Source organism: Pseudomonas mediterranea CFBP 5447, from assembly GCF_000774145.1.
Lineage (GTDB): Bacteria > Pseudomonadota > Gammaproteobacteria > Pseudomonadales > Pseudomonadaceae > Aquipseudomonas > Aquipseudomonas mediterranea.
Map to the genome: position 1 here is coordinate 627,895 of NZ_KN322985.1, position 24,185 is coordinate 652,079.

Annotated in this window: 20 protein-coding genes and 1 tRNA gene; 17 read left to right on the forward strand and 4 right to left on the reverse strand. The window is 62.2% G+C overall.

Features of this window, described 5'->3' with window-relative positions:
* The first annotated feature begins 110 nt into the window (after nucleotides 1-110).
* The 9 genes from N005_RS15130 to pdeM all read left to right on the forward strand — a co-directional run bounded on the left by N005_RS15130 (nucleotide 111) and on the right by pdeM (nucleotide 10,786).
* Nucleotides 111-1,136 (forward strand): ligase-associated DNA damage response exonuclease, encoded by a 1,026-nt coding sequence (locus N005_RS15130; protein ID WP_047701923.1) that lies wholly within the window; start codon nucleotides 111-113, stop codon nucleotides 1,134-1,136.
* The gene (locus N005_RS15135; RefSeq protein ID WP_047701924.1) at nucleotides 1,133-2,821 is read left to right on the forward strand and encodes an ATP-dependent DNA ligase; all 1,689 of its coding nucleotides are present in this window, start codon (nucleotides 1,133-1,135) and stop codon (nucleotides 2,819-2,821) included. The genes N005_RS15130 and N005_RS15135 overlap by 4 nt, the downstream gene beginning before the upstream one ends.
* 377 nt (nucleotides 2,822-3,198) lie before the next feature.
* Complete coding sequence (locus tag N005_RS15140; RefSeq protein ID WP_047701925.1) at nucleotides 3,199-3,981, forward strand: transporter substrate-binding domain-containing protein; 783 nt, start codon at nucleotides 3,199-3,201, stop codon at nucleotides 3,979-3,981.
* 57 nt (nucleotides 3,982-4,038) lie between these two features.
* Nucleotides 4,039-4,767, forward strand: a complete 729-nt coding sequence (locus tag N005_RS15145) for an ABC transporter permease (protein ID WP_047701926.1) — start codon at nucleotides 4,039-4,041, stop codon at nucleotides 4,765-4,767.
* Nucleotides 4,764-5,474 (forward strand): ABC transporter permease, encoded by a 711-nt coding sequence (locus tag N005_RS15150; RefSeq protein ID WP_047701927.1) that lies wholly within the window; start codon nucleotides 4,764-4,766, stop codon nucleotides 5,472-5,474. The genes N005_RS15145 and N005_RS15150 overlap by 4 nt, the downstream gene beginning before the upstream one ends.
* A gap of 18 nt (nucleotides 5,475-5,492) precedes the next feature.
* Nucleotides 5,493-6,611 (forward strand): succinylglutamate desuccinylase/aspartoacylase family protein, encoded by a 1,119-nt coding sequence (locus N005_RS15155; RefSeq protein WP_047701928.1) that lies wholly within the window; start codon nucleotides 5,493-5,495, stop codon nucleotides 6,609-6,611.
* A 13-nt stretch (nucleotides 6,612-6,624) separates the two neighbouring features.
* Nucleotides 6,625-7,389: an ABC transporter ATP-binding protein gene (locus tag N005_RS15160; protein WP_047701929.1), complete on the forward strand. Its 765-nt coding sequence runs from the start codon at nucleotides 6,625-6,627 to the stop codon at nucleotides 7,387-7,389.
* A 257-nt stretch (nucleotides 7,390-7,646) separates the two neighbouring features.
* Nucleotides 7,647-10,133: a ligase-associated DNA damage response DEXH box helicase gene (locus N005_RS15165; protein ID WP_047701930.1), complete on the forward strand. Its 2,487-nt coding sequence runs from the start codon at nucleotides 7,647-7,649 to the stop codon at nucleotides 10,131-10,133.
* Entirely contained in the window at nucleotides 10,133-10,786 is a 654-nt protein-coding gene (pdeM, locus tag N005_RS15170) for a ligase-associated DNA damage response endonuclease PdeM (RefSeq protein ID WP_047701931.1), read from the forward strand. The genes N005_RS15165 and pdeM overlap by 1 nt, the downstream gene beginning before the upstream one ends.
* A gap of 70 nt (nucleotides 10,787-10,856) precedes the next feature.
* Here pdeM and N005_RS15175 read toward each other — a convergent pair whose 3' ends face one another.
* Both N005_RS15175 and dcd read right to left on the reverse strand, forming a co-directional pair.
* Nucleotides 10,857-11,063, reverse strand: coding sequence for a hypothetical protein (locus N005_RS15175; RefSeq protein ID WP_041022879.1), 207 nt, complete (start codon nucleotides 11,061-11,063; stop codon nucleotides 10,857-10,859).
* 101 nt (nucleotides 11,064-11,164) lie between these two features.
* Complete coding sequence (dcd, locus tag N005_RS15180; protein ID WP_017126297.1) at nucleotides 11,165-11,731, reverse strand: dCTP deaminase; 567 nt, start codon at nucleotides 11,729-11,731, stop codon at nucleotides 11,165-11,167.
* Nucleotides 11,732-12,072: 341 nt separating this feature from the next.
* Between dcd and N005_RS15185 the strand changes: the two genes are divergently transcribed.
* Nucleotides 12,073-12,282 carry a cold-shock protein gene (locus N005_RS15185; protein WP_047701932.1) on the forward strand — a complete coding sequence of 70 codons (210 nt, stop codon included), beginning with the start codon at nucleotides 12,073-12,075 and terminating at the stop codon, nucleotides 12,280-12,282.
* 183 nt (nucleotides 12,283-12,465) lie between these two features.
* Here N005_RS15185 and N005_RS15190 read toward each other — a convergent pair whose 3' ends face one another.
* On the reverse strand, nucleotides 12,466-13,473 hold the full coding sequence (locus N005_RS15190) for a DUF481 domain-containing protein (protein ID WP_047701933.1): 1,008 nt from the start codon (nucleotides 13,471-13,473) through the stop codon (nucleotides 12,466-12,468).
* Between the two features lie 162 nt (nucleotides 13,474-13,635).
* Here N005_RS15190 and N005_RS15195 point away from each other — a divergent pair, with 162 nt between their 5' ends.
* From N005_RS15195 to N005_RS15210, 4 genes are all read left to right on the forward strand, one after another.
* Nucleotides 13,636-13,989 (forward strand): MGMT family protein, encoded by a 354-nt coding sequence (locus tag N005_RS15195; protein ID WP_047701934.1) that lies wholly within the window; start codon nucleotides 13,636-13,638, stop codon nucleotides 13,987-13,989.
* Between the two features lie 44 nt (nucleotides 13,990-14,033).
* Nucleotides 14,034-15,593, forward strand: coding sequence for an AmpG family muropeptide MFS transporter (locus N005_RS15200; RefSeq protein WP_047701935.1), 1,560 nt, complete (start codon nucleotides 14,034-14,036; stop codon nucleotides 15,591-15,593).
* 129 nt (nucleotides 15,594-15,722) lie between these two features.
* Entirely contained in the window at nucleotides 15,723-17,438 is a 1,716-nt protein-coding gene (locus tag N005_RS15205) for a proline--tRNA ligase (RefSeq protein WP_047701936.1), read from the forward strand.
* A 17-nt stretch (nucleotides 17,439-17,455) separates the two neighbouring features.
* Nucleotides 17,456-18,409 (forward strand): lipoprotein, encoded by a 954-nt coding sequence (locus N005_RS15210; RefSeq protein WP_047701937.1) that lies wholly within the window; start codon nucleotides 17,456-17,458, stop codon nucleotides 18,407-18,409.
* 199 nt (nucleotides 18,410-18,608) lie between these two features.
* Here N005_RS15210 and dinB read toward each other — a convergent pair whose 3' ends face one another.
* Nucleotides 18,609-19,670, reverse strand: coding sequence for a DNA polymerase IV (gene dinB, locus N005_RS15215; RefSeq protein WP_047701938.1), 1,062 nt, complete (start codon nucleotides 19,668-19,670; stop codon nucleotides 18,609-18,611).
* Between the two features lie 280 nt (nucleotides 19,671-19,950).
* On the opposite strand from dinB, the gene N005_RS15220 reads away from it, so the two are divergent.
* The 3 genes from N005_RS15220 (at nucleotide 19,951) to N005_RS15230 (ending at nucleotide 24,123) form a co-directional block, all read left to right on the forward strand.
* Nucleotides 19,951-20,027, forward strand: a tRNA-Met gene (locus tag N005_RS15220).
* 167 nt (nucleotides 20,028-20,194) lie between these two features.
* Nucleotides 20,195-22,834 carry a bifunctional lysylphosphatidylglycerol flippase/synthetase MprF gene (gene mprF, locus N005_RS15225; protein WP_047701939.1) on the forward strand — a complete coding sequence of 880 codons (2,640 nt, stop codon included), beginning with the start codon at nucleotides 20,195-20,197 and terminating at the stop codon, nucleotides 22,832-22,834.
* Entirely contained in the window at nucleotides 22,834-24,123 is a 1,290-nt protein-coding gene (locus tag N005_RS15230; protein WP_047701940.1) for a virulence factor family protein, read from the forward strand. The genes mprF and N005_RS15230 overlap by 1 nt, the downstream gene beginning before the upstream one ends.
* Nucleotides 24,124-24,185: the final 62 nt, after the last annotated feature.

Below are 24,185 nucleotides of genomic sequence, written 5' to 3' on the forward strand. Positions count from 1 at the left end.
CCTCGCCACATTTGTCTATCTTGTCTCCTGATCTTGTCGTACCCAAACCCGATAGAACTTCTCTTCCCGCCATCGCCTCTACCTGACAAGCCCATTGCCCCGGTGATTGCATGGATCTTGTCATTGCCCGCCCCGAAGGCCTGTACTGCCCGCCCGGAGATTTCTACATTGACCCCTGGCGTCCGGTCGAGCGCTCGGTCATCACCCACGCCCACGGTGACCATGCCCGCGGCGGCAATCAACACTACCTGGCAGCGGCCCCCGGCGAAGGCATCCTGCGTTCGCGGCTGGGCCAGGACATCAATCTGCAGACCCTGCCCTATGGCGAGCGCCTGCAACATCACGGGGTTACCTTGAGTTTTCACCCCGCCGGCCACGTATTGGGGTCGGCCCAGGTGCGGCTGGAACATGAAGGCGAGGTCTGGGTGGCATCCGGGGATTACAAAGTCGAACCCGACGGCACCTGCACGCCGTTCGAGCCGGTGAAATGTCATACGTTCATCACCGAATCCACGTTCGGCCTGCCCATCTATCGCTGGCAACCTCAGGCGCAGATATTCGACGAGATCAATCAGTGGTGGCGCGCAAACATCGCCGCCAACCGGGCCAGCGTGTTGTTCTGTTATTCCTTCGGCAAGGCCCAGCGGATTCTCCACGGCATCGACGCCAGCCTCGGCCCCATCCTCGCCCACGGCGCGGTGGAGCCGTTGAACCGGGTCTACCGCGAGGCCGGGGTTCATTTACCGCCGACGATTTATGCCGGTGACGTCAAGAAGAACGATCCGATCATGGGCCAGGCCCTGGTCATCGCCCCGCCATCGGCCGGCGGCAGCACCTGGATGCGCCGTTTCGGCGACTACAGCGATGCCTTCGCCAGCGGCTGGATGCGCCTGCGCGGCACTCGACGGCGGCGTGGCGTGGACCGGGGCTTCGTGCTCTCCGATCACGCCGACTGGCCCGGCCTGCTCTGGGCCATCGAGCAGACCGGCGCCGAGCGGGTCATGGTCACGCACGGGTCGGTGGGTGTGCTGGTGCGACATTTGTGCGAGCTCGGCCTCGACGCCCAGGGCTTCAGCACCGAATACGGCGACGACGACGAAGACGTCATCGCCGCCACTGGCGAGGACGCATCGTGAAAGCCTTCGCCGAACTCTACGCCGACCTGGACGCCACCACCTCCAGCAATGCCAAGCTGGCCGCCATGCAGCGCTACTTCACCCAGGCGTCACCCCAGGATGCAGCGTGGGCGGTGTATTTCCTGTCCGGAGGCCGTCCCCGGCAACTGGTGCCGGTGAAAATCCTCCGGGACCTGGCCGTACAGGTTTCCGGTTTGTCACCCTGGCTGTTCGAAGAAAGCTATCAGGCCGTGGGCGACCTGGCCGAAACCATTTCCCTGGTGTTGCCGGAGTCCCCCCACACCTCCGCCGAAGGATTGGCGCTGTGGATAGAAGAGAAACTGCTGCCGTTGCGCGGCGAAACGCCGGAGGTATTGGCGCAGCAACTACCGAGCTTGTGGGCACAGCTCGACCGCGCGAGCCTGATGCTCTGCATCAAGCTCATCACCGGCAGTTTCCGGGTCGGGGTGTCCAAGCTGCTGGTGACCCGGGCCCTGGCCGGGATGGCCGGGCTCGACAGCAAACGGGTCGCCCAGCGCCTGGTGGGTTACACCGACCTGTCCCATCGCCCGACGGCCGAGGGTTATCTCAAGCTGATCGCCGCCGAATCCGAGGACGAGCATGCTCAACGCGGCGGTCAGCCGTACCCGTTTTTCCTGGCCCACGCCTTGTCCGCCCCGGCAGAGCAGTTCGACGCACTGCTGGGGCCGGCCAGCGATTGGCAGGTGGAATGGAAGTGGGACGGCATCCGCTCCCAGGTGATCAAGCGCGACGGCCATCTGTGGGTCTGGTCCCGGGGCGAAGAGTTGGTGACCGAGCGCTTCCCTGAATTGCATTCCCTGGCATCGGTGCTGCCCGACGGCACGGTGATCGACGGCGAAATCGTGGTCTGGAAAACCTCGCAACCGGTGACCGAGGAGGTCTTCGCTGCCGATGCACCGCTGCAACCGGCCGTACAGCCGTTCGCCCTGTTGCAACAGCGCATCGGTCGCAAGACCTTGAGCAAGAAAGTCCTCGAAGACGCGCCGGTGGTGGTGATGGCCTACGACCTGCTGGAATGGCAAGGAGAGGATTGGCGCAGCCGTCCCCAGGCCGAACGCCGTGATCAGTTGGAGGCGCTGATCGCAGGTATCCAGAGCCCGGTCCTGCTGCCGTCGCCGATCGTCTCCGGCCAGGACTGGCTCGACCTCGCCCGGCAGCGCGAAGCGTCCCGTAGCCTCGGCGTCGAAGGCATGATGCTCAAGGCACGCAACGCGCTGTATGGCGTCGGCCGGACCAAGGACATGGGCGTGTGGTGGAAATGGAAGATCGACCCGTTCAGCGTCGACGCCGTGTTGATCTACGCCCAACGCGGTCACGGTCGGCGCGCCAGCCTGTACAGCGATTACACCTTCGCCGTCTGGGACAACCCGCCGGGCAGCCGCGAGCGCAGCCTGGTGCCGTTCGCCAAGGCCTATTCGGGACTGACCGATGAGGAAATGCGCCAGGTCGACAGCATCGTGCGCAAGACCACCGTGGAGAAATTCGGTCCGGTCAGCAGTGTCACGCCCACCCTGGTCTTCGAGTTGGGCTTCGAGGGCATTGCCTTGTCCAACCGCCACAAGAGCGGGATCGCGGTGCGGTTTCCGAGGATGTTGCGCTGGCGCCAAGACAAGACCGTGGAAGAGGCCGATACCCTGGCAACGCTTCAGGATCTGCTGAAGTAACCTCTCTGTGGCTGCACTATCAATTGTGGCGAGGGGATTTATCCCCGCTGGGCTGCGAAGCAGCCCCAAAAAACTTTAGACACGGTGGTGTGTCAGACAGCGCCAGGGGGCCGCTTCGCGACCCAGCGGGGATAAATCCCCTCGCCACAGAACATGCACCTTGCCGGCCCTACAGAGCACCATCCCGGTGCACCTTTTGTTGTACGATCTCATCCGCGCACCAACGCGTTCCACCGTCTGCCGCAGAAACTTTTAAAACGCTTGTTCGGCACTCTGGTTCGGAAATTGCTACCTTTATGCCGTCTTACCGTTCTTGCCTTCACCGGTAACAAAACTTATGCGCCACAAGCGCCCATCATGGTTTTAGGGACTCGATAATGAAAAAAGCACTGCTGACCCTTTCTGCACTGGCATTGTGCATGGCCGCCGGCGCCGCTACGGCCAAGGAATACAAGGAACTGCGTTTTGGTGTCGACCCGTCCTATGCTCCATTTGAATCCAAGGCCGCCGATGGCAGCCTGGTAGGTTTCGATATCGACCTGGGCAATGCGATCTGCGCCGAATTGAAGGTCAAATGCAAATGGGTCGAGAGCGATTTCGACGGCATGATCCCAGGCCTCAAGGCCAAGAAATTCGACGGCGTGATCTCGTCCATGACCGTGACCCCAGCACGGGAAAAAGTCATCGACTTCTCCAGCGAACTGTTCTCGGGCCCAACGGCTTACGTATTCAAGAAAGGCTCGGGCCTGAGTGCAGACGTCGCCTCGCTCAAGGGCAAGACCGTCGGCTATGAACAAGGCACCATCCAGGAAGCCTACGCCAAGGCCGTGCTGGACAAGGCCGGTGTCAAGACCCAGGCTTACGCCAACCAGGACCAGGTCTATGCCGACCTGACCTCCGGCCGCCTCGATGCGGCAATCCAGGACATGCTGCAAGCCGAACTGGGCTTCATGAAAACGCCGAAGGGTGCCGACTATGAGGTCAGCAAACCGGTGGACAGCGAACTGCTGCCGGCCAAGACCGCCATCGGTATCAACAAAGGTAACAAAGAGCTGAAGGCGCTTTTGGATAAAGGTATCAAAGCGTTACACGACGACGGCACCTACGCCGAAATCCAGAAAAAACACTTTGGCGATCTGAATCTGTACAGCGGCAAATAATGCGCGGCGCCCATCCGCTCACGGATGGGCGCTTTTTGACTGCCAAAGGCCTCTTTCATGTTCGAACAACTCCTACAAAATCTGGGGCTCTCCGCCTTCAGCCTGCAGGGCTTTGGCCCGCTGCTGATGCAAGGCACCTGGATGACCATCAAACTGGCGGCCCTGTCGCTATTATTGAGCGTCTTGCTCGGCCTGCTGGGCGCCAGCGCCAAGCTGTCCCCGGTCAAACTGCTGCGAATTCCGGCCCAGCTCTACACCACGCTGATTCGCGGCGTGCCGGACCTGGTGCTGATGCTGTTGATTTTCTACAGCCTGCAAACCTGGCTGACCTCTTTTACCGACTTCATGGAATGGGAATACATCGAGATCGACCCATTCGGCGCCGGGGTGATCACCCTGGGCTTCATCTATGGCGCGTACTTCACCGAGACCTTTCGCGGCGCGATCCTCGCGGTGCCCAGGGGCCAGGTCGAAGCCGCCACCGCATATGGCCTCAAGCGTGGCCAGCGTTTCCGCTTCGTGGTGTTTCCGCAAATGATGCGCTTTGCCCTGCCGGGGATCGGCAACAACTGGATGGTGATGCTCAAGGCCACCGCGCTGGTATCGATCATCGGCCTGGCCGACCTGGTCAAGGCGGCCCAGGATGCGGGCAAGAGCACCTATCAACTGTTCTACTTCCTGGTGCTGGCGGCGCTGATCTACCTGCTGATTACCAGCGCGTCCAATTTCATTCTGCGCAGGCTTGAACGCCGCTACGCCGCCGGAGCACGGGAGGCGGTGCGATGATCGAACTTCTACAAGAATACTGGCGGCCGTTCCTTTACAGCGACGGCGTCAACGTCACGGGCCTGGCGATGACCCTGTGGCTGCTCAGCGCTTCGTTGCTGATCGGCTTCCTGGTCTCGATCCCGCTGTCCATCGCCCGGGTTTCGCCCAAGCGCGCCGTGCGCTGGCCGGTGCAGTTCTACACGTATCTGTTCCGTGGCACACCGCTCTATATCCAGTTGCTGATCTGCTATACCGGTATCTACAGCATCGCGGCGGTGCGCGCACAGCCCTTGCTCGACAGCTTCTTTCGCGATGCGATGAACTGCACGATCCTGGCCTTCGCCCTGAACACCTGCGCCTACACCACGGAGATCTTTGCCGGGGCGATCCGCAGCATGAACCACGGCGAAGTCGAAGCGGCCAAGGCCTATGGCCTGACCGGCTGGAAGCTGTACGCCTATGTGATCATGCCCTCGGCGCTGCGGCGCTCGCTGCCCTACTACAGCAACGAAGTGATCCTGATGCTGCACTCGACGACCGTGGCATTCACCGCTACCGTTCCAGACGTGCTGAAAGTGGCCCGGGATGCCAACTCGGCCACCTTCCTGACCTTCCAATCGTTCGGGATCGCCGCGTTGATCTACCTGACCGTCACCTTCGCACTGGTAGGCCTCTTCCGCCTCGCCGAGCGCCGCTGGCTGGCCTTTCTCGGGCCGACTCATTAGTCCAGGACACACAAGCAAATGCGCCACCAGATCCATGACCTGCTGGCCCCATTGCCGGGGACCGCACGCAAGATCCACAGCTTTCACTTCGGCCCTGAAAAAGCCGTCGGCAAGATCTACATCCAGTCGTCCCTGCATGCCGATGAACTGCCCGGCATGCTGGTGGCCTGGCATCTCAAGCAACGCCTGGCGGAGCTCGAAGCGTCCGGCCACCTGCGGCACGAAATCGTCCTGGTACCCGTGGCCAACCCCATCGGCCTCGAACAAGTGCTGATGGACGTGCCGCTGGGTCGCTACGAACTGGAGAGTGGACAGAACTTCAACCGCCGCTTCATCGACCTGAGCGAGGAAGTCGGCAACGAGATCGAAGAGCTGCTCACCCAGGATCCACAGCACAACCTGATGCTCATCCGCACCAGCCTGCGCGATGCCCTTGCCCGGCAGACCGCGACCACGCAACTGCAATCCCAACGCCTGGTCCTGCAACGGCTGGCCTGCGACGCCGACATGGTACTGGACCTGCATTGCGATTTCGAAGCCGTGGCGCATCTCTATACCACGCCGGAAGCCTGGCCCCAGGTCGAGCCTCTGGCCCGCTACATCGGCGCCGAGGCCAGCCTGCTGGCCACCGACTCGGGCGGCCAGTCGTTCGATGAGTGCTTCACCTTGCTCTGGTGGCAACTCAAGGAACGTTTTGGCGATCGCTTCGAGATTCCCCTGGGCAGCTTTTCGGTCACCGTCGAATTGCGCGGCCAGGGCGACGTCAACCATGGGTTGGCGAGCCTCGACTGCCAGGCCCTGATCGAATACCTGATCCACTATGGCGCCATTGATGGCGAACCGGTGCCCCTGCCCGAGCTGCCTTATCCGGCCACGCCGCTGGCCGGCGTCGAGCCGGTGGCGACACCCGTGGGCGGGCTGCTGGTCTACAGCGCCCTGCCTGGCGAATACCTGGAGGCCGGTCAATTGGTGGCGGAAATCATCGACCCGGTCAACGACACCGTCACCCCCGTTCACTGCTGCAATGCCGGGCTGATGTACGCCCGCTCGCTGCGTCGCATGGCCACCGCCGGCATGGTCATCGCCCATGTCGCCGGTGCCGAAGCCTACCGCAGCGGCTACCTACTTTCGCCTTGAGGATGCCTGTTCCATGTACAAACTGACCATCGAAGGCCTGCATAAAAGCTACGGCGAACATGAGGTGCTCAAGGGTGTTTCGCTCAAGGCCAAGACGGGCGATGTCATCAGCCTGATCGGCGCCAGCGGCTCGGGCAAGAGTACCTTCCTGCGCTGTATCAACTTCCTGGAACAACCCAACGACGGCGCCATGAGCCTGGACGGCCAGACGGTCCAGATGATCAAGGACCGCCACGGCATGCACGTGGCCGACGCCGATGAACTGCAACGCATCCGCACACGCCTGGCCATGGTGTTCCAGCACTTCAACCTGTGGAGCCACATGACCGTGCTGGAAAACATCACCATGGCGCCTCGCCGGGTGCTGGGCATCGGCAAACAGGAAGCCGATGAGCGGGCCCGTCGCTACCTCGACAAGGTCGGCCTGCCCGCGCGCGTGGCCGAGCAGTACCCGGCGTTCCTATCCGGCGGCCAGCAGCAACGCGTGGCTATCGCCCGTGCCCTGGCGATGGAACCGGAGGTGATGCTGTTCGACGAACCGACCTCGGCCCTGGACCCGGAATTGGTGGGGGAAGTGTTGAAGGTGATCCAGGGGCTGGCCGAAGAAGGCCGGACCATGATCATGGTGACCCACGAAATGAGCTTTGCCCGCAAAGTCTCGAACCAGGTGCTGTTCCTGCACCAGGGCCTGGTGGAGGAAGAAGGCGCGCCGGAAGACGTGCTGGGCAACCCGAAGAGCGAGCGGTTGAAGCAATTCCTCAGTGGCAACCTGAAATAGAACTCTTTTACCAGGAGAGGGTGAAACACTTGTGGCGAGGGGATTTATCCCCGCTGGGCTGCGAAGCGGCCCCAAAAACCTTCAGCCACTGTAGTGTTTCAGACAGAACCAAGGGGCCGCTTCGCGGCCCAGCGGGGATAAATCCCCTCGCCACAGGGTTCTGCTGGGCTATCTGCGGCAACTCTATTCGCCTATTTAAACCTTTCCCCTGCCGCCGTGGTCACTGAAAGAAGACTTCCAGGGCGCACGCGGCAGGCATGGCGACATCCAACAACTTCGCAAACCAGTGGTTCAGCGCCCGCGGCTGGAAGCCGTTCGCCTTTCAGAAACAGGTATGGGCCGCGGTCAAGCGCGGGGAGTCGGGGTTGCTGCACGCCAACACCGGAGCCGGTAAAACCTACGCAGTATGGTTTGCCGCCCTCAACCGTTTCGCCCGCCCCGCCCCGCCCCCGGCTAAGCCGCGCAAACGCAAACCTGCGGCCGAACCGCTGACCGTCCTGTGGATCACGCCGATGCGTGCACTGGCCGCCGACACGGGCAAAGCCCTCGAAGCACCGCTGGCGGAATTGCAGATTCCCTGGAGCGTCGGCCTGCGCACCGGCGATACCAGTGCCAGCGAGCGGGCCCGCCAGGGCCGGCGCCTGCCCACGGCGCTGATCACCACTCCTGAAAGCCTGACCCTGATGCTCGCCCGTGCGGACGCGCAAACAGCGACGGCAACCCTGCGCATGGTGGTGGTGGACGAGTGGCATGAATTGCTGGGCAACAAGCGCGGCGTGCAGTTGCAACTGGCGTTGGCGCGCCTGCGGCACTGGCACCCCGAGCTTGTCGTCTGGGGTGTGTCCGCCACCTTGGGCAACCAGGCCCATGCCGAGCAAGTGCTGATCCCCCAGGGCAACGGGGTCAGCGTCCAAGGCGCCAACGACAAGACGCTGCGGGTCGATACGCTGCTGCCTCCCGCCCTCGAGCGTTTTCCGTGGGCCGGGCACATCGGCTTGAAGATGCTGCCCCAGGTCATCGCGCAAATCGACGACAGCAGCAGTTGCCTGGTGTTTACCAACACCCGGGCGCAATCGGAAATCTGGTACCAGGCGCTTCTCGAGGCGCGCCCAGACTGGGCCGGGCTGATCGCACTGCATCATAGCTCGCTGTCCCGCGATACCCGGGACTGGGTCGAACGTGCGCTCAAGGACGGTCAACTCAAGGCAGTGGTGTGCACCTCCAGCCTGGACCTGGGCGTGGATTTCCTGCCTGTCGAGCGGGTGTTGCAGATCGGCTCGGCCAAGGGCGTGGCGCGACTGATGCAGCGTGCCGGGCGCTCCGGTCACGCGCCGGGACGAACCTCGCGGATCACTCTGGTGCCGACCCACAGCCTGGAGTTGATCGAGGCCGCCGCCGCCCAGGATGCCGTGGCCCAGCGGCGCATCGAACCTCGCGAGTCGCCCCGCAAGCCTTTGGATGTACTGGTGCAACATCTGGTCAGCATGGCCCTGGGCGGCGGTTTCGTACCTGATGAGCTGTATCGTGAGGTGCGTGGCGCCTGGGCCTACCGTGACCTGAACGAAGCGGAGTGGGCCTGGGCCCTGGCCTTCGTGCGCCACGGCGGCCTGTCGTTGACCGCCTACCCCGATTACCGCCGGGTCGAGCCGGACGAGCACGGTATCTGGCGAGTCCCTGACGCGCGCCTGGCCCGGCGTCACCGCATGAGCATCGGCACCATCGTCAGCGATGCCAGCCTGCAGTTGAAATTCTGGAGCAAGGGCGGTGGCGGCAAGACCCTGGGCAGCGTGGAGGAAGGCTTCATTGCGCGCCTGCGACCGGGGGACGGCTTCCTGTTTGCCGGACGCTTGCTGGAACTGGTCCGGGTCGAAGACATGACTGCCTACGTGCGCCGCAGTCAGGCGAAGAAAGCCGCCGTGCCGCGCTGGAACGGCGGACGGATGCCGCTTTCCAACGAGCTGGCTGCCGCCGTCGTGGCGCGCCTGAGCGAGGCCGCCACGGGACGCTTCGAAGGGCCGGAGATGCAAGCCATACAGCCCTTGTTGTTGACCCAGCAGCGCTGGTCCGGCCTGCCCACGCAAACGTCATTGCTGGCCGAGGCCCTGAAGTCCCGGGAAGGCTGGCACCTGTTCCTGTACCCGTTTGCCGGACGCCAAGTGCATCTGGGGCTGGCGAGCCTGTTGGCTTGGCGCGTCAGCCAGCGAGAACCGGTGACCTTTTCCATCGCGGTCAACGACTACGGCCTGGAGCTGCTCAGCGCCACGGCGCTGGATTGGTCGCACTACCTGAACCCCGCGCTCTTGAGCAGCGACAATCTGCTGGCCGATGTCCTTGCCAGCCTGAACGCCGGTGAGCTGGCCCTTCGGCGCTTCCGCGAAATCGCCCGGATCGCCGGCCTGGTATTCGCCGGCTACCCCGGCGCACCGAAAAGCACCCGGCAGGTCCAGGCCTCCAGCGGGTTGTTCTTTCAAGTGTTCAAGCAATACGACGCCGACAACCTCTTACTGGCCCAGGCCGGGGAAGAAGTCCTGCGGGAAGAACTGGATATACGTCGCCTGGAGCAGACCTTGGAACGCCTTAACACCTTGCAGCTGGACTTGCACATCATCAAGCGCCCCACTCCGCTGGGCTTCCCGTTGCTGGTGGAACGGTTCAGGGAAAGCATGAGCTCGGAAAAGCTTGCCGATCGCATCCGGCGAATGGTCAGCGAGCTGGAAAAAACCGCCGATCGGGGTGATGCCTGATGCCCGCGCCTTATCCTGTCAATCTGGCCGGCGAAGAGCTCTGGTTACTGCCGGAAAAAGCCATCTACTGGCCCGCCCAAGAGACCCTGATGGTGGCAGATGTGCATTTCGGCAAGGCCGCCGCCTATCGCAGTCTCGGCCAACCGGTCCCCCATGGCACCACCGCCAGCAACATCGCGATCCTGGACGGATTACTGACGCACCTGCCATGTCGACAGCTGATCTTCCTCGGGGATTTTCTCCACGGCCCTGGCTCACACGCGCCAGGCACCTTGAAGGCCCTTTCCGAATGGCGTGACAGGCATCCGCACCTGGCCATGACGCTGATTCGCGGCAACCACGACAAACGCGCCGGCGACCCGCCGCCCTCGCTGAACATCCGCGTCGTCCCGGAACCCCTGCTGCTCGGCCCTTTTGCCGTACAACACGAACCTGACCCGCACCCGAGTCGCCATGTACTGGCCGGCCACGTGCATCCGGTGTATCACCTCAGCGGCAAGGGCCGGCAACGCCTGCGCCTGGCGTGCTTCCGGCTGGGCAGCGACATCAGCCTGCTGCCGGCTTTCGGCGCCTTCACGGGCGGCTATCGGGTCGAGCAGGACAACGATTGCAGGATTTTTGTCATTGGCGATAACGAAATATGGCCGGTATAGCTGCAAGCCTCAAGCTACAAGCCACAAGAGGTGTCGTACTCGCTTGTAGCTTGTAGCTTGTAGCTGATTTTTAGGCTACAGGCGCAGGAGGCGGCTCGTCCGGGAGGGTCGGCTCGCCCGGCTCGGTAGGTTGTTCATTGGGGGTATCGGGATCGGGCTGGCCAGGAATACCGCCTGCCGCTTCGGCAGGGTGGGCCAGCAGGGACCAAGCCATGACGCCGATCTGATTGGGCTCAAGCCTTGCCAGTTCGGCACTGATTCGCGGATCGATCTTCATAGAGCAACTCCTGAGCGAAGCCCGTTGCGCTGGCGCAAAAAAACGGGCAGTACACGCAATAGAGTGTCTGCCCGCTCAGGAATTCCCACTGTTCGTCAGAATCAGGTGCGTGGAAGTGTCACACCACGTTGGCCCTGGTATTTGCCACCCCGGTCCTTGTAGGACACTTCGCATTCTTCATCGGATTCGAGGAACAGCATCTGTGCCACACCTTCGTTGGCGTAGATTTTCGCCGGCAGGGTCGTGGTGTTCGAGAACTCCAGGGTCACGTGGCCTTCCCACTCCGGTTCCAGCGGCGTGACGTTGACGATGATGCCGCAACGGGCATAAGTGCTCTTGCCCAGGCAGATGGTCAGCACGTTGCGCGGGATGCGGAAGTACTCGACGGTGCGGGCCAGGGCGAAGGAGTTCGGCGGGATGATGCAGACGTCGCTCTTGATGTCGACGAAGCTCTTCTCGTCGAAGTTCTTCGGGTCGACGGTGGCCGAATTGATGTTGGTGAACACCTTGAATTCGTCGGCGCAGCGCACGTCGTAGCCGTAGCTGGAGACGCCGAAGGAAATCAGTCGGTCGGCGCCTTCACCGCGCATCTGGCGCTCTACGAAGGGCTCGATCATGCCGTGCTCTTGCGCCATGCGGCGAATCCACTTGTCCGATTTGATGCTCATGGCGGTGTCCTGAATAGCGAGGGTGGAGAAAACTGTCCGGCATCTTACCGGGGCGAGGGGCAGGGTTCAAAGTGTGGGGAGCAATTCTCGCCGATCCGCCGTGTTTTCCCGGGCCTGGACGCCGTCAGTCACCAAAATCGAGAAACCTTCGCAAAGACCATTGGCACGTTTCGGAAAAAGGGTTAAGGTGGCGTCACTGTGCTGCTTGTGTCACTGAGAATCTCTACACGATATGTTGAATTTCGATCCAACCATCTACAAGAATTTTTCCTGCTCTTTGCACTCAGTCTCGGCCAGGGTTCTTCCTGAGTCGCAGTTATCTTTGTCCAAGGAGTTACACCATGTCTAATCGCCAAACCGGTACCGTCAAGTGGTTCAACGATGAAAAAGGCTTCGGCTTCATCACCCCACAATCCGGTGACGATCTGTTCGTACACTTCAAAGCTATCCAATCCGACGGCTTCAAAAGCCTGAAAGAAGGCCAACAGGTTTCTTTCATCGCTACCCGCGGTCAGAAAGGCATGCAAGCTGAAGAAGTAACAGTTATCTAACTGTTCCTGCTTTAGTAAAGAGCCCCGCCCTCAAAAGCGGGGCTTTTTTTGTGCCTGCAATTTTTACGAGCACACAAAAAACCTGTGGGAGCGAGCCTGCTCGCGATAGCGGTAGACCAGCAACAACATTGTTGGCTGACACACTGCTATCGCGAGCAGGCTCGCTCCCACAGGGTTAGTGGATCACCAGGTCACGCCAAACCCGGCCGTATAACGCGTCTTGCTCAAATCACTGTCCTCGGACCCTTCAATCACGTCTTTCTCGGCCTTGAGGTTGAGCGAGGCCCAGTCGGTGACCTTGTAGCGCAGGCCCATCTCCGCGTCGTAGGCGTACTCCGCAACGCCGGACAGGGGCTTGCCCACTTCGCCGTTGGTGAAGAACTCGACACGCTTGCCTATGAGGTAGCGGTTGTAGTCCCACTTCATGGCGACGGAATAGAAGTTGTCCTTGCCACCGTCCTGATACTCGTAATCGGTGCGGTTCAACAGCGACCCCAGCGAGAACGCGCCCAATTCGTCATCCCAGAATTGGTAGCCCGGACCGGTACCCACCACCCGCTGACGGGCCAGGTCCTCGACCTTGTCACGCTTGTAATTCAGGCGCCCCTGCCAGAACCATTTGTCCGTCAGGAAACGATCGAGGGAGTATTCCAGCTTCCAGTTGTCGGTGGAGACCACATCGTCCTGGAACTCGCGGTTGTATTCGCCCTCGGCGGTGTGCCGCCAGCGACCGTGGCGGGCTGTCGTCTTGAAATCGATGTCGTAGTCGTCGACATCTTTTTCCGCCCGCTGGTAATCCATCGCGGCATCGACATTGCCCTTCCACACCAGGTCCTCGACCACCGGCTTGGGTTTGAGAATCTGCTGGATACTGGCCAACTCGACGGTCTTGGGCGCGTCACCGTTGGCCAGGGTCACCTTGCCTTCTTCGGCGGCCTGCAAGGCCTTGGCTTTCTCGCCGCTGTAGGCGTCCTGCTTGACCAGCAACTGCTGGTCACTTTCAAGGGTCTTGACCTGGTTCCAGTCGATCGGGACGGCGCCGGCATAGTCGGTCTGGATCAACAACTTGCCGCCATCGAAAACGGTAATCTTGCCGCTGAGTTTGTCTCCGTTCTTCAACCAGACAGTATCGGCGAGCAAGGGCATGGAGGCGCTGGCAACAGCCAGGCAAAGCAGGGTTCTGGACAACATAAGCGTATAAAGAGCTCAGGTTTGCGGTGAAAAGGCGGCATTATCCCCCAGGACGACACCTCAGCAAGGACTGACCCAAGGATGGCGGATGAGTTCATTTCTCAATCAGCTCTGCCAGAATAAACCTACGAACGGCATGTACTTTTCCTAGGAACCCTACCCGTGACCGATATCCCAGTGGGCCCCGAAGACCCCGCGCAGGTACGCCGCACCACGCTCTACCTGACCCTTGCGCAAGTACCGTCCGGCAAAGTCGTCACCTATGGCCAGCTCGCCGAGATGGCCGGCCTGGGTCGGGCGGCACGCTGGGTGGGCCGTACCCTCAGCCAACTGCCTGACGACACCAGCCTGCCCTGGCATCGGGTATTGGGCGCCGGTGGTCGGATCAGCCTGCCGGCGGGCAGCGTCTCAGGGGATGAACAGCGCGCACGACTGCGCATGGAAGGGATCAGTATCCTGAACAATCGTGTTGATATTCGGTGCCATGGCTGGCGCCCGGTAGAGGACAGCGGTTAGAGTGCGCGCTTTGTTTTCGCAATTTTTGAGGCAGACTCCAGCCCATGCCCCGTAAAACCTGGCGCGCCGCCCTCGCCGCCTATGCCAGTCCTTCGACGCTCGTGCTGTTGCTGCTTGGCTTCGCTGCCGGCTTGCCCTACATGCTGGTGTTTTCCACGCTTTCAGTCTGGTTGCGCGAAGCCGGCGTGGCGCGCGAAACGATCGGCTATGCGAGCCTGATCGGCCTGGCCTATGCCTTCAAATGGGTCTGGTCGCCGCTGCTCGACCAATGGCGCCTGCCAGTGCTGGGCAAACTCGGACGTCGCCGATCATGGCTGGTGCTTTCCCAGGGCCTGGTGATCCTGGGCCTGGTCGGCATGGGTTTCTGTGACCCGCAGAAACACCTCTCATGGTTGATCGCCATTGCGGTGCTCGTGGCGTTCGCTTCGGCGACCCAGGACATCGCGGTCGATGCCTATCGCCTGGAAATCGTCGACGACACCCGCCAGGCCGCCCTCGCTGCCAGCTACATGTCCGGCTACCGGGTCGCCGCGCTGCTGGCGACCGCCGGCGCATTGTTCTTCGCCGAAGGTTTCGGCTCCACCGGTTTCAGCTACAAGCACTCGGCCTGGGCCGGTACGTATCTGTTGTTCGGCGTGTTGATGGTCCCGGCATTGCTGACCTCGCTGTTCATGCGCGAACCACCGGTACCATTGCGCACACAGCTACAGGCCGGGCGCTACACGTTCGTTCATCAATTGGCGTCGGTGTTCGTGCTGATCGTGCTGCTGGTGTCGGTCCCGGCAATGTTCACCCAGCTCTACAACACCGACTTCGCCAGCGTGCTGTTCGAGGGGGTCAGCCTGCTCGACCTGCTGCTCGAAGACCGCGCCTTCCTGCGCGCCATTCTCTATATCCTCCTGACCGCCATGTGCCTGTCGGCCATGGGCCGTCGCGGCCTGGCGCCAGTGCTCACGCCGATCAACGACTTCATCCTGCGCTACCGCTGGCAGGCCTTGCTGCTGCTCGGGCTGATCGCCACGTATCGGATGTCCGACACGGTCATGGGCGTCATGGCCAACGTGTTCTACATCGACCAGGGCTTCACCAAGGACCAGATCGCCAGTGTCAGCAAGATCTTCGGGCTGATCATGACCCTGGTCGGCGCCGGCATGGGCGGCCTGTTGATCGTGCGTTTCGGCATCCTACCGATCCTGTTCATCGGTGGCGTGGCCTCGGCCGCCACCAATATCCTGTTCCTGATGCTCGCCGACATGGGCCCCAACCTGAAGATGCTGGTGCTCACCATCTCCCTGGACAACTTCAGCTCCGGCCTGGCCACCTCGGCGTTCGTGGCGTACCTGTCGAGCCTGACCAACCTGAAATTTTCCGCCACCCAGTACGCCCTGCTCAGCTCGATCATGCTGTTGCTGCCACGCTTGATCGGCGGCTACTCCGGGGTGATGGTGGAAAAGTTCGGCTACCACAACTTCTTCCTGATCACCGCCCTGCTCGGCGTCCCGACCCTGTTGCTGATCGCCCTGCACTGGTTCCAGGAAAACCGTCGCCAGGGCTCACCGTCCACCCCGGAACCGACCCCCACCCGACCGGCGGAAGAGTCGTAGGAAAGGTCAGCAAGCGCCGGCGAAACCGGCATTCGCACCTGGCGACCGGCCACGCGCCTGTACGCCAGGGCATCTCGCCCGTACAATGCTCCGTCACTTCTCGTCATCAGCAACCGACAACGGCCAACCATGCGCACCAGTCAATTTTTGCTCGCCACACAGAAAGAAACGCCTTCCGACGCCGTCGTGATCAGCCATCAGTTGATGCTGCGTGCCGGCATGATCCGCAAGCTCGCCTCGGGCCTGTATACCTGGCTGCCGATGGGTCTGCGGGTAATGCGCAAGGTGGAAGCCATCGTGCGTGAAGAAATGGACGCCGCCGGCGCCCTGGAAGTGCTGATGCCGGGGACCCAACCGGCCGAGTTGTGGCAGGAGTCGGGACGCTGGGAAGAATACGGCCCTGAACTGCTGCGCCTCAAGGACCGTCACGGCCGTGATTTCTGCGCGGGCCCGACCCACGAGGAAGTGATCACCGACCTGATGCGCAACGAGTTGAGCAGCTATAAACAGCTGCCTATCAACCTGTACCAGATCCAGACCAAATTCCGTGACGAGATCCGTCCACGCTTCGGCCTGATGCGCGGTCGCGAGTTCATCATGAAGGACGCCTACTCCTTCCACGCCGACCTGGCTTCGCTGCAAGTCACCTACGACCGCATGCACCAGGCGTACTGCAACGTGTTCACCCGCCTGGGCCTGAAGTTCCGTCCGGTCGAAGCCGACAACGGTTCCATCGGCGGTGCCGGCTCCCACGAGTTCCACGTACTGGCCGAGTCCGGCGAAGACGACATCGTCTTCAGCAGCGGCTCCGACTACGCCGCCAATATCGAGAAAGCCGAAGCCGTGCCACGGGAAACCTCCCGTCCTGCGCCGTCGGAAGAACTGCGCCTGGTGGACACGCCGAACGCCAAGACCATTGCCCAGCTCGTGGAAGGCTACAACCTGCCGATCGAACGCACGATCAAGACCCTGATCGTCCGCGCCGAAGAAGAAGGCAAGCTGATTGCCCTGATCGTCCGTGGCGATCATGAGCTGAACGAAATCAAGGCCGCCAACCAGCCAGGCGTCGCCAGCCCGCTGGTCATGGCCACCGACGCCGAACTGCGCGATGCCATCGGCGCCGGCGCGGGTTCCCTCGGCCCGCTGAACCTGCCCCTGCCGATCATCATCGACCGTTCGGTGGCCCTGATGAGCGACTTCGCCATCGGCGCCAACATCGATGACAAGCACTACTTCGGCGTGAACTGGGAGCGTGACCTGCCGGTTCCGGCCATTGCCGACCTGCGCAACGTCGTGGCCGGCGACCCAAGCCCGGACGGCAAGGGCGTGCTTGAAATCAAGCGCGGCATCGAAGTCGGGCACATCTTCCAGCTGGGCAACAAGTACAGCAAGGCGATGAAATGCGAAGTGCTGGGCGAGAACGGCAAGCCGGTTACCCTGGAAATGGGTTGCTACGGCATTGGCGTGTCCCGCGTGGTGGCCGCCGCCATCGAGCAGAACAACGATGAGAAAGGCATCATCTGGAGCGATGCCCTGGCGCCGTTCCAGATCGCCCTGGTGCCGTTGCGCTACGAAACCGACCTGGTTCGCGAAGCCACCGACAAGCTCTACGCCGAACTGAAGGCCGCCGGCTTCGAGGTACTGCTGGACGATCGCGACAAGAAAACCAGCCCCGGCATCAAGTTCGCGGACATGGAACTGATCGGCATCCCGCACCGGATCGTCGTCAGTGACCGTGGCCTGGCCGAAGGCAACCTGGAATACAAGAGCCGCACCGAGGCCGAGCCGCAAGCGCTGCCGGTCGCCGACGTGCTCTCCTTCCTCCAGGCCCGTATCCGCCGCTGACACCAGATAGAGACGTCATGTTCAAGCGAAACACCTTAGGCCTCGGTGGCGCCGCGCTCTGCGGCGCCCTGCTGGTCAGCGGCTGCGCCAACCAGATGTCGCAACGCAGCGAGCACGAAGAGCGGGTCGAGCGTAAATTGCTCGACCATAGCCTGCAGATCGATGTGGGCGAACCCAAGGTGCTCGACCTGCCGCAACGCCGGGTACGGATCCATGAGCAGAAGACCTTCGAAGTCACCGAATTCGAAGTCACGCGTCGTTACGATCGCTACACACCGTACCAACCCTGGCGGGAAATCTATGAGATCCCGTTGGGTGCGGTAGCGGTAGTGGCCGGCATCGGCGCGAACGTGGTCAACGTGCTTGCCCTCGGCAACCTGCCGGAAACAGCCACCCACGACTGGCTCAGCTACGGTATCGCCGGACTGAACCCGTTCATGAACGCCCCCTCCCACGGCCGCGCTCAACAAAACCTGGCGGGCATTGATGAAGTCCAGCGCGACAAACGCACGGAGCACTCCAGCCTGCCCTGGAGCGAGCGCCCGGTTGAGGTCAAGGCCGGCCGGCAGACGTTCGAGCTGAACACCGACCGCAATGGCGTGCTGCGCCTCAACCTGTTGGAAAGCCCGTTCGCCGAGCAGGACCTGAGCCAATTCGGCAAGTTGCAGATCAGCGTGACAGACGCTCAGGACGAGGTGCACACCGACTCATCCCTGAGCATCAGCGGCAGCCTGCGCAGCAAGCTGGTGGAAGCCCACGCCTTGATCTACGACGATCTGGAAGACGACGAGGTGAGCCAGTGGGTCCATCGGGTCAAGCGCCTGTCGGAACTGGGCCTGGAAGAAGAAGCCAGCGAGCTGGAACAGAGCCTGATCGAACTGACCCGCAACGATCCGGAATTGCAGGCCGAGTTCATGAAGGCACTGACCAAAGATGGCGGGCGGTTGGTGGCGGATCCGGGCGCTCACTGACACCCTTGTGGCGAGGGGATTTAGCGAAACGTCGCACCGCCCCGCTGGGGTGCGAAGCAGCCCCAAACCAGTCAACTCAATCTGTCAGGCATACCGAGTTGTCGGGTTTTAGGGCTGCTTCGCACCCCAGCGGGGCGGTGCGACGTTTCGCTAAATCCCCTCGCCACAAAAAGCCTTCTGAGCAGGCCCATCCAAGGCATCACCGCTCAAACAACTCCAACTGCTCGAACCCGCCGCGTAAATCCTCCAGTCGGACCCCGATCCCCAGTAACCGCACCGGCTTCGCGCCACGCTTGAACGCCTGGGTCAGCAACGACCGGTAACTGCCCAGATCCCGCCCTGCCCCCGCCTGCTCCAGGGTGGTCTGGGTGAAGTCGTGGAACTTGACTTTGACGAATGGCTTGCCGGGGCGATAGCTACTGTCGATTCGCGCCATGCGCCCGCTCAGGGTTTCCATCAGCTCCGGCAGTTTGTCGAGGCAGCTCGCCAGATCGGGCAGGTCGACATCGTAGGTGTTTTCCACACTGATGGACTGACGTCGGCTGTCGTTGTGCACCAGGCGCTCATCGATCCCACGGGCCAGACTCCAGAGTCGCTCACCAAAACTGCCGAATTCGCGCACCAGCGCCAGCTTGTCCCACTGACGCAGCTGCAGGCAGTCGGCAATCCCGAGCCGGTTCAGCTTGTCGGCCGTGACCTTGCCGACGCCATGAAGCTTGCTCACCGGCAGGGCTGAGACGAAGTCCTCGACCTGGTCGGGGGTAATGACGAACAGGCCGTTGGGTTTTCTCCAGTCACTGGCAATCTTGGCCAGGAACTTGTTCGGGGCGACACCGGCGGACACCGTGATATGCAACTGATTGGACACGCGTCGGCGGATGTCCTGAGCAATGCGGGTGGCGCTGCCACCAAAATGGGCGCTGTCGGAAACGTCCAGGTAGGCCTCGTCCAGGGACAACGGCTCGATCAGGTCGGTGTAGTCGCGGAAGATGCCCTGGATTTCCTTCGATGCCTCGCGATAGGCGTCCATCCTGGGCTTGACGATGAGCAGGTCCGGGCAGAGTTTCAAGGCGTGCCCGGAGGACATGGCCGAGCGCACACCATAGGCCCGTGCTTCGTAGTTGCAGGTCGCAATGACGCCCCGTCGATCCGCCGAACCGCCGACCGCCATGGGTCTTCCGGCCAGCCGCGGGTCATCGCGCATCTCGATGGCGGCATAAAAGCAATCGCAGTCGACGTGGATGATTTTGCGTTGCGTCATAAAAAGCGGATGCGGGACGAATCGGACCGTCAGTATCGCATCGACAACTGTACATAGCACCAGTAGTTTGAAAGATCCGACGCTTAGCCTGGAAAAGAGCTACGTAAGATGTATTTCTTCAATCGTACCGAACCGCCCAATAGAGCCGCAGCCCTTGCCCCGCCTGCGTCACAGCTCGGTCACAATGTTTTTTCAGCGGCTAAGCGCTTGAAGCGGAACAGTTTTTTCTAAGACAAGGGTTGACAGCCTGGCGATCCTCTGTAGAATGCCGCCTCACAGACGCGGGATGGAGCAGCCTGGTAGCTCGTCGGGCTCATAACCCGAAGGTCGTCGGTTCAAATCCGGCTCCCGCAACCAAACATCAGGAAAGGCTACTCGAAAGAGTGGCCTTTTTTGTGTCTGCTATTTTTTGGCTTGTCTAAAATCGGCCTCATTACAAAAGTTTTGTAATTATTTTCTGCCGAAGGGATTGGTAACTTGGCTGGATACCCCCATCCTGTCGCGCATAGCTCAAGAGGTGATTGATGCGCGCAAATTCTGACCCGCAAGACACTGTTACCGCGACACAACCGATCAAGGCCGAACGACTGCGCTGGCTGGACCGGATCAGCCAGTACCGGCAACCCATCGGCCTCGCCGTCACGCTGTTGCTGTTTGCGATTGCGCTCGTTGCCTGTCGCCATCTTCTGAGTGAACTCGATCTTTACGCGCTGCACGACTCGATTCTCGAGGTGCCCCGGCCGGCCCTGCTCGGCGCTGTCGCCGCCACGGTCGCAGGCTTCATCATTCTGCTGGGCTACGAATGGTCGGCGAGCCGCTATGCCGGCGTGACATTGCCACCACAGACCCTGGTCCTGGGCGGGTTCACCGCGTTTGCCATCGGCAATGCCATCGGGCTGTCGCTCTTGTCGGGCGGTTCGGTTCGCTATCGCCTGTATGCCCGCCATGGCCTCGGGGCTTCGGACGTCGCCCACATGACGTTGTTCGCCAGCCTGTCCCTGGGTTGCGCATTGCCGCCACTGGCCGCCCTGGCCACCCTCAGCAACCTGCCTGCCGCTTCCGCCGCGCTGCATCTACCCGCCACCTTGCTGGCAGGTGTCTCCCTGGCAGTGCTGCTGCTCATGGGCGTGTTGGCCATCGGCATCTATCGTCGCCGCCTGCCGGAGCAACCTCATCGGGATGCGCTCCTGGTCAAGGCCGGACGTCGCACCCTGCGCCTGCCGAGCCGACGCCTGACCTTGCTGCAACTGATCATCACGGCGCTGGATGTCGCAGCCGCCGCCACGGTGCTGTATCTGTTGCTGCCCGAGGCGCCGCCGTTCGGCGCGTTCCTGTTGGTCTACCTGTTGGCGCTGGCTGCGGGCGTGCTCAGCCATGTTCCCGGTGGCGTCGGCGTTTTCGAAGCGATCCTGCTGGCGGCATTTGCCGACAAACTCGGTGCCGCGCCGCTGGCCGCCGCCCTGCTGCTGTATCGCTTGATCTATGTGCTGCTGCCGATGCTGGTGGCCTGCGTGCTGTTGTTGATCAACGAGGCCCAGCGACTGTTCCAGACGCGCCAGACCCTGCGGGCGGCATCAGGCTTTGCGGCGCCGATCCTTGCGGTGCTGGTGTTCCTCTCGGGCGTGGTGCTGCTGTTTTCCGGCGTGACCCCAGAGATCGATACGCGCCTGGAGCACATCGGTTTCCTGATCCCCCATCGGTTGGTGGACGCTTCGCACTTCGGTGCCAGCCTGGTGGGTGTGTTGTGCCTGTTGCTGGCCCAGGGCCTGCGCCGTCGCCTGTCGGCCGCCTGGATGCTGACCACCGTTTTGCTGCTGGTGGGCGCCCTGCTCTCCCTGCTCAAGGGTTTCGACTGGGAGGAAGCCACGCTGCTGACCTTGACGGCCGCCCTGCTGGCGGTATTCCGGCGCTCCTTCTATCGTCCGAGCCGCCTGACCGAACTGCCTTTTTCCCCGCTGTTCCTGATCGCCAGCCTCTGCGTGCTCGGCGCCTCGATCTGGCTGCTGCTGTTTGCCTACCAGGACGTGCCCTACAGCCACCAACTGTGGTGGCAGTTCACCCTCGATGCCGACGCTCCCCGTGGCCTGCGTTCGCTGCTGGGGGCCGCCGTGCTGCTGGTGGTGGTGTCCCTGACCTGGCTGCTGCGCACCGCGCGACCGGTGATCCACCTGCCCACGGCAGAAGAACTGGAGCGGGCCAGGACGATCCTCATGGCCTCCTCGCAGCCTGACGGCGGCCTGGCGCTGACCGGTGACAAGGCGTTGCTGTTTCACCCCAACGACGAGGCGTTCCTGATGTACGCCCGCCGTGGTCGCAGCCTGGTGGCCCTGTATGACCCGATCGGACCGACCCAGCAACGGGCCGAGATGATCTGGCAATTCCGCGACCTGTGCGACATCCACCACGCCCGCCCGGTGTTCTATCAGGTGCGCGCCGAGAACCTGCCGTACTACATGGACATCGGCCTGACAGCGATCAAGCTGGGTGAAGAAGCCCGGGTCGACCTCAAGCGTTTCGACCTCGAAGCCAAGGGCAAGGAGATGAAGGACCTGCGCTACACCTGGAACCGCGGGACCCGGGACGGCCTGTCATTGGAGATCCATGAACCGGGGCATGCACCGATGGATGAACTCAAGGTCATCTCCGATGCCTGGCTGACTGGCAAGAACGTACGCGAGAAAGGCTTTTCCCTGGGCCGCTTCAGCGATGACTATCTCAAGCATTTCCGCATCGCCGTGATTCGCTTCGAGGGCCGTCCGGTGGCGTTCGCCAACCTGCTGGAAACCCACAACCATGAGCTGGCCAGCCTCGACCTGATGCGCGCCCACCCCGAAGCACCGAAACTGACCATGGAATTCATGATGGTCGGCCTGATCCAACATTATAAGAACCATGACTACGCCCGCTTCAGCCTCGGCATGGTCCCATTGTCGGGCCTGCAACCACGTCGCGGTGCGCCATTGACCCAGCGCCTGGGCTCGATGGTATTTCGCCGTGGCGAGCAGCTCTACAACTTCCAGGGGCTGCGCCGCTTCAAAGACAAATTCCAGCCTGACTGGGAACCTCGTTACATGGCCGTGCCCGCCGGACTCGATCCGCTGGTGGCGCTGGCCGATACTGCCGCCTTGATTGCAGGCGGCCTGACTGGACTGGTGAAACGCTGATGATGCAACGCTCCTGGCGATACGTAGTGGCCGCCCTGCTGGTGCTGGCGGTGATTCTCGGTGGCGGTTATTGGTATTGGAACCGCCCGGCCCCGCAACCCACCCTTGAACAACTGACACCCGCCGACGGCGCGCCGATGACCCGTGTCATCCCTGGCACCAAGCCTCGCGCCCAGGTGCTGGTGGCGGTCAATGAGGACCAGAAGCTCAGTGACACCCAATTGACGACCCTCAGCCGCGCCGGCTCGGCGCAGATCGTCCAGGTGATCCTGCCCAAGGACTGCATGCTGCAGGGTCGTGCCTTGCAGGCAGGCCTGAGAGAGCTGCAAGGACCGGCGACGCTGGTCAGCGGTATCGGCCCGGGCGCCGTGCTCGCCTGGCGTTGGCTGGCCGAACAGAAGGATGACAAGGTCAAGGCCATTTCGGTGGACCTGGCCCTGGAGAAACCCGGCTGCACGCACCTGCTGCCCAAGACCGCGGCCCACGGCCATTGGCTGGTCGCCTGGAACGACAACCCTGACGACACCAGCGCCGCGTTCGTGCGGGATCAGAAGAACGCCGAAACCAGCATCAGCGACTACGACATCAACCTGCCGCAAGTGCTGAACAACGAACTGCGCAAGATCCTCGTCGGCACCGACAAGGCCAAGGGTGGCCTGGCCATTCCGGTGGTCGAGGTGCCTGCGAGCCAGGCCCGCGATACCGTGACCCTGTTCCTCTCCGGCGATGGCGGCTGGCGTGACCTGGACCGCGACGTGGCCGATGAAATGGCCAAGATCGGCTATCCGGTGGTCGGCATCGACACCCTGCGCTACTACTGGCAGCACAAGAGCCCGGAGCAGAGTGCGCTGGACCTCGCCGAGCTGATGCAGCACTACCGCCAGGTCTGGGGCACCAAGCGCTTCATCCTGACCGGCTACTCCTTCGGCGCCGACGTGTTGCCGGCGATCTACAACCGCCTGCCGGCCACCGAACAGCAACGGGTCGACGCAATCATCCTGCTGGCCTTCGCCCGCACCGGCAGCTTCGAGATCGAAGTCGAAGGCTGGCTCGGCAACGCCGGTACCGAAGCTGCCACCGGCCCGGAGATGGCCAAGCTGCCACCTGAAAAAGTGGTGTGCATCTACGGCGGCGAAGAAGCCGACGAAAGCGGCTGCACCGACAAGACCGCCGTGGGCGAAGCCATCAAGTTGCCGGGCGGTCACCACTTCGACGAAAACTACCCGGCCCTGGCCAAGCGCCTGATCGATGAGATCAACAAGCGCCAGCCCAAGCCTGCCGACCAGTAATCCGATGCTGGCTTAACAAGAAGCCCCTGCTGCCTTCCGGCATGCAGGGGCTTTTTGTTGTG